Below are 7,996 nucleotides of genomic sequence, written 5' to 3'. Positions count from 1 at the left end.
GCCCCGGTGCAGCGGGCGGCGGGCGGGGGCGGGGGCCGCGTGCGCGCCGACCGGTGCGGGCGCGGCCATGCGTACACCGTTGAGGTCCACGGAGCCGGAATCGCGGCCACCGGACTCATGGGTGCTGTGCGTCGCGGCGGGGGCCTGGGCCGCCTGCCCCTGCGGCGCGGGGACCTGCTGCTGGGGCTGCTGAACACCGTGCTCCGGAGCGGCGGGCTGCGCCACCGCGGTCTGCGCGGCGGGCTGGCCCTGTGCGGGGGCCGGGGCGGCCTGCGGGTCGCTCCAGGCGCCCTGGGAGGTCGGCATCAGCAGAAGGTCGTCGTCCTCGGGAGTGTGCTCGGAGGGGTCGAGGAAGGTGTACGCCTCCGGGGCGGGGATGCCCGGCTGCTCCACCATGCCTGCGTTCTCCGGCAGTCCCTCGCCCGGGATCTGGCCGGTGTCAGTCATGCGTACCCCTCGCCCATCGTCAGTGCTCCTTCGGCCCTTCGCCCGGGACGCCGAACCACGGCACGCCGGTGCTCGTCATCAAGAACGAGCGGGCTCGCCGCACGGCACGAAACGCCCGCGGAGCTTCCTATTCTCGCGGCCGTTCGCCTCCGCGACAGGCTGTTCTGCCACGGCTCACTGTGGACTGCGCCACGTTGCGCGTCCCCCGGGTTGTGCCGTACCACAGTGCGGACCAAAACGGTCCACTTTTCCGGACATTGACGAACGAAGCGACGAACGGCCGGGTGCGGTACAACAATCCGCCAGCCTACCTTCCGCACCGGGCCGGGCGGGTCAGGGGGCGAGGTCCGAACGGCGGCCGGACAGCAGGAACACGACCGATCTTTCGCGCTCGGTCCAGGCGGTGGTGTCCAGGTCCACGGACTGGAGCAGTGCGCATTCGACCGTGTAGCCGTTGCCGGTGAGCGCCCCGCCGAGGGCCTCGGCCTCGTCCCGGGTCGAGGCGTGGGTCACGATGCGTTCGGGGCGGCGGTCGGCGACCGCGGTGGCCACCGGCGCTCCCCCACCGCCGATCCGCACGACGTCCGGTTCGGGCAGCCGTTCCAGGACGTGCGGGGCGCGGCCGCGGACGACCTGGACGGGGACGCCGAAGGCGCGGGCGGCGGCCTCGGTACGGGCGCAGGCGGCCGGATCGTCGTCCACGGCCAGGACGGCCGCGCCGAAGCGGGCCGCCTCGACGGCCAGGGCGCCGCTGCCGGAGCCGATGTCCCACAGCAGGTCGCCGGTGCGGGGGCCGAGGCGGGCTAGCTGGGCGGCGCGGAGGCCGGGGAACTCGCCCTCGCCGGACTCCTGCATCCGCTCGGCCCCGGCGGCCCGATAGGCCTCGGCGGGCAGGGCCCAGCCCCGTATCCCCTGGGGGTAGGCGGGCTGGCGGCCGGCGATCCAGGCGCCGGCGGCGGTGGTCTCGGGGCCGCCGCCGATGACGATGACGACGTTGGGGTCGCGCCAGGCGTGGTCGGCCGCCTTGTCGGAGGTGAGGACGGTGACGCGTTCGCGGGTGGTGCCGAGTTCCTCGCAGATCACGAAGGTGCGGTGGACACCGTCGAGGAGCAGGGCCAGTTCGGCGGGTCCGGCTCCCGGTGAGGTGAGGACGGCGACCTTGTGATGGGCCCGGCAGACGTTGACCGCGCGGCGCAGGGTTCGGGGGTGGGCGACGACGACCTGGGCGTCGTCCCAGGGCATGCCGGCCCGTGCGAAGGCGGTGGCCACGGAGGAGACGGCGGGGACGACCTCGACCTCCAGGCCGTGTTCGCGGGCGCGCAGGGTGCGGACGACGCCGAAGAAGCCGGGGTCGCCGTCGGCGAGGACCACGGCGCTGCCGCGGTGGCCGGCGATCCTGCGGGCGGCGAGGTCGACGCTGCCGAGGCGGATGCGTTCGGCGTGCGGGGGCACTTCCGGCAGGGCGAGGTGGTGGGCGGCGCCGGCGACGAGCGTGGCGGCCGAGAGCGCGGCCGTGGCCGCTCTGGTCAGTGGCGAGCCGTCCCAGCCGATCACCGTGACCCGGTCGGCCATCGTCGTCTGTCTCCTGGGGTGTCGGAGGGAGCGGGGCGGTGCCCGCGCGGTGCCGGGCAGGGGTGAGAGTACCTGGTCCGGACCTTGGGCTTTCGGGTGGCCCCGGGCTCTACTTCCAGTTGTTGTACGTGCCGTAGTCGCCGGCGTCGGCGAGCTGTTCCGCGACCCCTTCGAGGTCCTCGGGGAGGAGTCCCCAGACGATCAGGTCGGTGCGGATGTCGGTCCAGCCGCCGTCGGTGCCGTTCTCGGTCCGGGTCCGGGCGATGCGGGCGTTGCGCAGGACGCCCTCGCTGATGCAGCCGAGCTTCTGGGCGACCTGCTGGGAGGCGGTGTTGTCGGCGGGGGTGCGCAGCTCGATGCGTTCGAAGCCCTGGTCCCGGAAGAGCCACTCGGCTATGGCGAGCACGGATTCGGTGGCGTACCCCTCGCCGCGGGCCCAGGGGGCGGTGATGTAGCGGACCTCGGTGGAGCGGGTACGCCAGTCGGTGTTGAGGAGGCGGACGCTGCCGACGGGCCGCTGGGTGAGGAACTCGGTGACGGCGAGGGCGATGCCGTGGCCCGCGGTGCGTTCCGCGGGAGCGATTCTGCGGACCCATCGTTCGGCGTCGACCTGGGTGTACGGGTTCGGCCCGTCCATCCACGCGACGACCGCCTCGTCGTTCATCATCTCGATGTACGCGGGGATGTCGGCCATCTCGAAGGGGCGCATCACCAACCTGTCCGTGCTGATGGAGATGGACGGAAAGGTGGTAGTCATGCGCAGCTCCATGCCGAAGACCGGTTAAAAGCACAGCATGCAGCATCGGGTGCGTGGTGCGCATGGGCGGGGCCGCACGACGGAGCCCCGCGCCTCCGGGAGGGAAGTGCGGGGCTCCGTCGGCAAGTGCCGTGCGGGGGTCAGGACTTGGCGGGGGCGCCGAAGGCCGGGACGATCGAGCCCTGGTAGGTGTCCTCGATGTACTTCTTGACCTCGTCGGAGTTGAGGAGTCCCGCGAGCTTCTCGACGCGCGGGTCCTTCTCGTTGCCGTCCTTGACCGCCAGGAAGTTGGCGTACGGGTTGCCCTCGGCCTTCTCCAGGGCGAGGGAGTCCTTGCCGGGCTTCAGGTCGGCCTCGATGGCGTAGTTGCCGTTGATGACGGCGGCGTCCACGTCGTCCAGAGCGCGGGGCACGGTGGCGGCCTCCAGCTCCTTGAACTCCAGGCCCTTCTTGTCGGTGATGTCGCTCAGCTTGGCGCTGGTGCCCACGCCGTCCTTGAGGGTGATCAGGCCGTTCTCTGCGAGCAGCTGGAGGGCGCGGCCGCCGTTGGTGGTGTCGTTGGGGACGGCGATGGTCTGGCCGGCCTTGATGCCCTTGAGGTCCTTGACCGTCTTGGAGTAGAGGCCCAGCGGCTCCAGGTGGACGTCGACCACGGGCACGATGGTGGTCTTCTGCTTCGCGTTGAAGTCGTCCAGGTAGGGCTTGTGCTGGAAGAAGTTGGCGTCGACCTGGCCGTTCTGGGTGGCGGTGTTCGGCAGGACGTAGTCCGTGAACTCCTTGACCTCCAGGTTGAGGCCCGCCTTCTTCGCCAGGTTCTTCTTGACGAAGTTCAGGATGTCGGCGTGCGGCGTCGGGGACGCGGCGACGACCAGGGCCTTGGAGGTGTCGGCGTTCGCGCCGGTCTCGCTCTTGGCGGCCGGGTCGGAGTCCGTACCGCAGGCGCTCAGGCCCAGGGCGAGGGCGGCGGCGGAAGCGACGGCAGCGGTGATCTGGATGTTCTTGCGCACGAAGAGTGCCTCTTTCTTGTGGTGGTGCGCCCGGACAAGGAGTTCGGGCTCGGTGGGACAGAGGGTTCTGGGGGCCGGGCCTCAGGAGGCGGTGCGGCCGCGGCGGGCCAGCAGCCGGACGGTGAGGTCGCCGATCAGCTGGATCACGGTGACGATGACGATCAGCAGCGCGACGGTGATCAGCATGAACTGGTTGTCGAAGCGCTGGAATCCGTAGGTGACGGCCTTGGAGCCGAGCCCTTCGCCGCCGACCGCGCCGGCCATCGCGGAGTAGCCGATGAGCACGATGAGGGTGGTGGTGACACCCGAGACGAGCGAGGGAAGGGCCTGCGGGAGGAGCACCTTGCGGACGATCGTGGGGATGGAGCCGCCCATCGACTGCACCGCTTCGACGAGTCCGTGGTCGACCTCCCGGATCGCCGTCTCGACGAGCCGGGCGAAGAACGGGATGGCTCCGACGGCGAGCGGCACGATCATCGCGGTGGGACCGATGAAGGTGCCGACGACCCAGGTGGTGAAGGGGATCAGGGCGATCAGCAGGATGATGAACGGCAGGGAGCGGCCGATGTTCACGATCACGCCGATGACCTTGTTCACCACGGTGTTCCGCAGCAGTCCGCCCTTGTCGGTGAGGACCAGCAGAACGCCGAGCGGCAGGCCGCCGGCGACGGTGACCAGCGCGGACCACAGCACCATGTAGAGGGTGTCGACGGTGCCCTGGGTCAGCAGGGGCTGCATTTCGGACCAGGTCACTTGACGACCTCCTTGGTGAGCGCGGCGGACGACTGCCCCGGTACGGCGGTGTCGGCGGTCCCGTCGACCCCGGCGGTCACGGCGGAGGGCTTCGAGCCGGTCTCGTCCTCGACGACCTCGGCCTTGAGGCCCTGCTCGCGCAGGAAGCCGATGGGCACGACGTTCTCCTCGAAGCGGCCGGGCAGCTCGATGCGCATCCGGCCGATCTGCTTGCCGCCGACGGTGTCCATCGCGGCGCCGAGGATCGAGATGTCGATGTTGTACGTGCGGGAGAGCTGGGAGATGACCGGCTGGGAGGCCGACTCCCCCTGGAAGGTGACGTCGACGACCGTGCGGTCCGGGCCGGAGGCGGTCCCGCCGACCGGGAACAGCTCGTGGGCCAGTTCGGAGCCGGGGGTGGCGAGGAGTTCACCGACCGTCCCGGACTCGACGATCCGGCCGCGCCGCATGAGCGCCGCGGAGTCGCAGACGGTCTTGACGACGTCCATCTCGTGGGTGATGAGCAGGACGGTCAGGCCGAGCTGCTGGTTGAGGTCGCGCAGCAGCTGGAGGATGGAGCGGGTGGTCTCGGGGTCGAGCGCGGAGGTCGCCTCGTCCGAGAGCAGCACCTGGGGGTCGCCCGCCAGGGCGCGGGCTATGCCCACGCGCTGTTTCTGACCGCCGGAGAGCTGGCCGGGGTAGGACTTGGCCTTTTCGGCGAGGCCCACCAGGTCGAGGAGGTCCTTGGCCTTACGGGTGCGTTCCTGGCCGGAGACGCCGAGGATCTCCAGCGGCAGCTCCACGTTGTCCAGGACGGTGCGGGAGTCCAGCAGGTTGAAGTGCTGGAAGACCATGCCGATGCGGGTGCGCGCCCGGCGCAGCTCGGCGTTCGCCCGCCGGCCGCGGCCGGCGAGGGCGGTGAGGTCCTGGCCGGCCACCGTCACGGTGCCGGAGGTGGGGCGTTCCAGGAGGTTGACGCAGCGGATCAGGGAGGATTTTCCGGCGCCGCTCTGTCCGATGACGCCGTACACCTCGCCTTCGCGGACGTGCAGGTCGACGCCGTCGAGTGCGGTGACCTCACGGTCGCGCGACTGGTAGACCTTCGTGAGGCCCGTCGTGGTGATCACAGGGGTTTCCGTCACTGTCGAGTGCGCGGCGCGGTGTCCGCCGGGCACGGGGCATTCGTCTGAAGAGACTGTTCGGGCCGCAAGGCCGGGGGTCTCGGCATGGCTGTACGCGGCGGTCGGCCGGGGGGCAGCGCATGCGCGGGCGCGCTCGTTCCGCGGGGTGCGGACGGCGCAGGCTCGGTCTCGCTTCGGGGCGCGAGGCTCAGGCGGGGGCCCTCAGAAGGCGCGCATTCGACACATACAACGAGCACCGGGCGTGCTGATCGCCTCGGTCGCAAGGGTGCGGCTGCTCGTCGTGGTCATGGGCCAAGTAAAACAGACGTGAGGTCTCCGCGATCCTGGCTGTCCGCATAGCGGACAGTGCTGGATGGCCGGACGTCGTCCTTCCGGTTACGTCGGCCGCCTCCCGGCACACGGCTGTGACCTGCGATGACAGGGGGTTCGCGTGCGGGGCCTCGGGGCCGAGCGGGCGCCCGGGGAGCGGAATCTCCTCCACCGGTTGTGGCCAAGGCCACGATGCGCGCCCCGGGCCGGTGGCCGCCTCCGCGGTGGCCGGGGCCGCACGCGGCCGGGCGTTCCGTCCGTAATACCCTCGACTCATGCTTGACGCCCTGACGGTCGCGGTCGCCGTGGCCGCGCTCGCCCTCGCCGCCTGGTGCGGACACGCCGCCTACCGGGACCAGCCGACGAAGGACTGGCATTTCATCGGGATGGCGGTCGTCTCCGTGCTGGCGCTGGCCCAGTTGGTCGTGGGCGTCGTGCAGCTGGCGCGCGGGGAGCGGCCGGAGCAGGGGATGGCGGTGTTCCTCGCCTATCTGATCGGCTCGTTCGCCGCCGTGCCCGCGGCCGGATTCCTGTCGTTGACCGAGCGGACCCGCTGGGGTTCGGTCACGGTGGCGGCGGGCGCGGTCGTGCTGGCGGTTCTGGAGGTCCGGCTCTATGACATCTGGGGAAACTGACGTGAGCGACACCGACCGCCCCGAGGTGGCCGCGGCCCCGAAGCCGTCCTTCGAACTGGGCACCGGTCCCGGCCGGGTCCTGGTCTGGTTCTACGGGGTGTTCACGGTCGCGGCGGCCTCGCGCACGATCGTCGAGATGGTCCGGGGCTTCGACCGGGCGCCGCTGGCGTACACGCTCTCGGCCGTCGCGGCCCTGGTGTACGGCTTCATCACGTACTCGCTGGTGCGCGGCGGGGAGAAGGCCCGCCGGGCGGCGCTGGTGTGCTGCGCCGCGGAGTTGCTCGGCGTGCTGGTCGTCGGCGCGTGGACGCTGGCCGAGCCGGCCGCCTTCCCGGACTCGACGGTGTGGTCCGACTTCGGGATGGGCTACCTCTTCATCCCGGTGATCCTGCCGGTCACCGGGATGATCTGGCTGCGCCGCGCGAGGACGGTGGCGGTCTGAGGGCCTCTCCTCACACCGCTGCCGAAACCGTTCGAGGGGTTACGGCCCCGCCGCGCGCGGCGCACGGTCAGGCGCTGGCCACGTAGTCGCGGTCGGCGGCGTCCTTCTCCAGCAGGACCATCCGGACGCCGTCGGCTCCGGTGACGGCCCCGACCTGGGCGTATCCGGCCCGTCGGTAGAGCCGCAGATTGCCCTCGCTGCGGTGTCCGCTGTGCAGCCGGAAGCGGGTGGCCGCCCGCTCGGCGGAGAGTGCCGACTCGGCGGCGAGCAGCAGCCGGGCTCCGAGGCCGTGGCCCTGGAGCCGGGGGTGCACGCAGAGTTTTCCGATGAGGCCGGTGCCGTCCGGGTCGGTGACCCCTCGGACCGAGCCGACGACTTCGTCCCCGAGCCTGGCCACGAACACCAGGTCGTCGGCGACTTCGGCGCGCAGCGATTCGAGGGTCTGGACGAGCGGGTCGATCCGGTAGTTGTCGTACAGCTCCGCCTCGCGCTGGAAGCAGAGGTACTGAAGTCTGAAGATCTGCTCGACGTCCTGTGCCGTCGCCGCCGAGATGGTCACGCTCATGCCCATGTGTGCACGCCTCCCGCTCACCTGTTCGCCGGTTGCCTACCGCTCCTTTCCCGCACGGAAGGAGCGACAACCTCCGCAGCGAGCATTCTGCGCAGACATCCAAGGCAACGGGAACGGATCGGGCCCAAGCTCCCCTGTGACATACCCAACTCCCCTGCGATTTCCCGGTAGGTCGGGTCGCTGGGGGCGAGCATCGCCTCCAGCAGCCGGGGGCAGCGACCGGGCAGCCGGGCCATCGCGGAGCGCAACGCCCGGCGTTCGGCGGCCCCGAGCGCGGCGCGTTCCGGGCAGTCGGCCGGTCCGGCGGCGGGTTCCGTTCCCGCGTACGGGCGTTCCCGCCGGGCCGTGCGGCGTCCGCGGCGCGCCTCGCCCCGTACGGTGT

At 71.3% G+C, this 7,996-nt stretch carries 8 protein-coding genes and 2 pseudogenes; 2 read left to right on the top strand and 8 right to left on the bottom strand.

Annotated features, from left to right (window positions below; translation table 11 throughout):
- From CR470_RS39885 to CR470_RS33370, 6 genes and pseudogenes are all read right to left on the bottom strand, one after another.
- A pseudogene (locus tag CR470_RS39885) lies at positions 1-447 on the bottom strand (nicotinate-nucleotide--dimethylbenzimidazole phosphoribosyltransferase); the annotation flags it as partial.
- Between the two features lie 333 nt (positions 448-780).
- Positions 781-2,019, bottom strand: coding sequence for a precorrin-6y C5,15-methyltransferase (decarboxylating) subunit CbiE (gene cbiE / locus CR470_RS33390; protein WP_097871202.1), 1,239 nt, complete (start codon positions 2,017-2,019; stop codon positions 781-783).
- A 109-nt stretch (positions 2,020-2,128) separates the two neighbouring features.
- The gene (locus CR470_RS33385; RefSeq protein WP_097871201.1) at positions 2,129-2,776 is read right to left on the bottom strand and encodes a GNAT family N-acetyltransferase; all 648 of its coding nucleotides are present in this window, start codon (positions 2,774-2,776) and stop codon (positions 2,129-2,131) included.
- 140 nt (positions 2,777-2,916) lie between these two features.
- Positions 2,917-3,783 carry a MetQ/NlpA family ABC transporter substrate-binding protein gene (locus CR470_RS33380; protein ID WP_097871200.1) on the bottom strand — a complete coding sequence of 289 codons (867 nt, stop codon included), beginning with the start codon at positions 3,781-3,783 and terminating at the stop codon, positions 2,917-2,919.
- Between the two features lie 81 nt (positions 3,784-3,864).
- A complete protein-coding gene (locus CR470_RS33375) occupies positions 3,865-4,536 on the bottom strand; it encodes a methionine ABC transporter permease (protein WP_097871199.1) in 672 nt (223 codons plus the stop codon).
- The gene (locus CR470_RS33370) at positions 4,533-5,642 is read right to left on the bottom strand and encodes a methionine ABC transporter ATP-binding protein (RefSeq protein WP_097871198.1); all 1,110 of its coding nucleotides are present in this window, start codon (positions 5,640-5,642) and stop codon (positions 4,533-4,535) included. Before CR470_RS33370 ends, CR470_RS33375 begins: the two co-directional genes overlap by 4 nt.
- A 599-nt stretch (positions 5,643-6,241) precedes the next feature.
- Between CR470_RS33370 and CR470_RS33365 the strand changes: the two genes are divergently transcribed.
- Together CR470_RS33365 and CR470_RS33360 are read left to right on the top strand one after the other, a co-directional pair.
- Entirely contained in the window at positions 6,242-6,601 is a 360-nt protein-coding gene (locus CR470_RS33365; protein WP_097871197.1) for a hypothetical protein, read from the top strand.
- Between the two features lies 1 nt (position 6,602).
- A complete protein-coding gene (locus CR470_RS33360; protein WP_097871196.1) occupies positions 6,603-7,043 on the top strand; it encodes a hypothetical protein in 441 nt (146 codons plus the stop codon).
- A gap of 67 nt (positions 7,044-7,110) precedes the next feature.
- On the opposite strand, the gene CR470_RS33355 is transcribed toward CR470_RS33360, so the two are convergent.
- Positions 7,111-7,614 carry a GNAT family N-acetyltransferase gene (locus tag CR470_RS33355; protein WP_097871195.1) on the bottom strand — a complete coding sequence of 168 codons (504 nt, stop codon included), beginning with the start codon at positions 7,612-7,614 and terminating at the stop codon, positions 7,111-7,113.
- Positions 7,615-7,631: 17 nt separating this feature from the next.
- Positions 7,632-7,996: pseudogene (locus tag CR470_RS40870) on the bottom strand (sigma-70 family RNA polymerase sigma factor); the annotation flags it as partial.

The sequence above is a fragment of the Streptomyces sp. rh34 genome (assembly GCF_002551245.1).
In the GTDB taxonomy this organism is placed as follows: Bacteria; Actinomycetota; Actinomycetes; order Streptomycetales; family Streptomycetaceae; genus Streptomyces.
This window is presented reverse-complemented; position numbering and strand designations above follow the sequence as displayed.

Coding starts and splice junctions, on each gene's coding strand:
- cbiE (WP_097871202.1), bottom strand. CDS start 2,019: ATGGCCGACCGGGTCACGGTGATCGGCTGGGACGGCTCGCCACTGACC.
- CR470_RS33385 (WP_097871201.1), bottom strand. CDS start 2,776: ATGACTACCACCTTTCCGTCCATCTCCATCAGCACGGACAGGTTGGTG.
- CR470_RS33365 (WP_097871197.1), top strand. CDS start 6,242: ATGCTTGACGCCCTGACGGTCGCGGTCGCCGTGGCCGCGCTCGCCCTC.
- CR470_RS33355 (WP_097871195.1), bottom strand. CDS start 7,614: ATGGGCATGAGCGTGACCATCTCGGCGGCGACGGCACAGGACGTCGAG.